At 69.3% G+C, this 215-nt stretch carries 1 pseudogene; it reads right to left on the bottom strand.

Annotated features, from left to right (window positions below):
- Window positions 1-215 (bottom strand): annotated as a pseudogene (locus F0Q45_RS27380) (ABC transporter ATP-binding protein); the annotation flags it as partial.

Here is a 215-nt window from a genome sequence, read left to right on the forward strand (position 1 = left end):
CTGCGGTCGGCCAGGTGTTCGGCGCCCAAGCTTTCGAGCATGTCGAGCGCACGCTGGTAGTCGACGTCTTCGTAGCGCTCCCGCCACCGGCCCAGCACCGCATAGCCGGCCGAGACAACCAGATCGCGCACCACTTCCGCGTCGGGTATCCGCTGCGCCAGAGCCGATGAGCTCAGCCCGATCCGTGCGCGCAGCTCCGAGACGTCCACCCGGCC

The sequence above is a fragment of the Mycobacterium simiae genome (assembly GCF_008370645.1).
Lineage (GTDB): Bacteria > Actinomycetota > Actinomycetes > Mycobacteriales > Mycobacteriaceae > Mycobacterium > Mycobacterium simiae_A.